Origin of the sequence: Methylopila musalis (assembly GCF_042679725.1) — a bacterium.
Lineage (GTDB): Bacteria > Pseudomonadota > Alphaproteobacteria > Rhizobiales > Methylopilaceae > Methylopila > Methylopila musalis.
Genome location: NZ_JBHTMX010000434.1, coordinates 1 through 620 on the forward strand (window position 1 = coordinate 1; position 620 = coordinate 620).

1 protein-coding gene is annotated in these 620 nt (G+C 76.8%); it reads left to right on the forward strand.

The window, feature by feature from the left end; translation table 11 throughout:
• The coding region (locus ACFQ4O_RS18160) for a diguanylate cyclase domain-containing protein (protein WP_378777841.1) at window positions 1-620 on the forward strand (620 nt) is incomplete at both ends.

Sequence of the window (620 nt, forward strand, 5' to 3'; positions counted from 1 at the left end):
CGGCCCCGCTCAAGGCTTTGTCGCGGGCGGTGCTGCGCCCCTCCGCCGGCGCGCCGGGTCTGGCGCGCGTGGCCGAACGGGCCGACGAGATCGGCGCGCTCGCCCGCGCGCATCTTCATGTCTCCCGCCGTCTCGCCCGTTCCGAGGCCGCCGTGCGCCGCCTCACCCACGAGGACGCCCTCACCGGGCTCCCCAATCTGGAGGCGCTGCGCCACCGGCTCGCCTTGCGGCTGCAGCTCGGCGAGAGCGCGGTTCTGCTCCGGATCGAGATCACCGGCCTCGGCCGGGTCGCCATCGCGCTCGGGGAGGCGGCGAGCGAGCAGGCGCTGGTCGCGGCTGCCGAGCGGCTCAACGACGTGGTGGCCCGCTGGACCGCCGAGGCGACCGACGCCGACGGCCGCGAGCTCATGCTCGCCCGCACCGGCGAGGCGGAGTTCTCCCTGCTCCTGACCGAACAGGCCTCCGAGGAGGCCGGAGACGCGCTGGCCCGCCGCGCGCTTGGCGCCTTCGACGCGCCGGTCGTCGTGGAGGCGCAGTCGGTGGCGCTGTCGCTGTCGATCGGCCTCGCCGCCGCGCCGCTCCATGGCGACGAGGCCGGGGCCCTGACGCGCAGCGCCTCC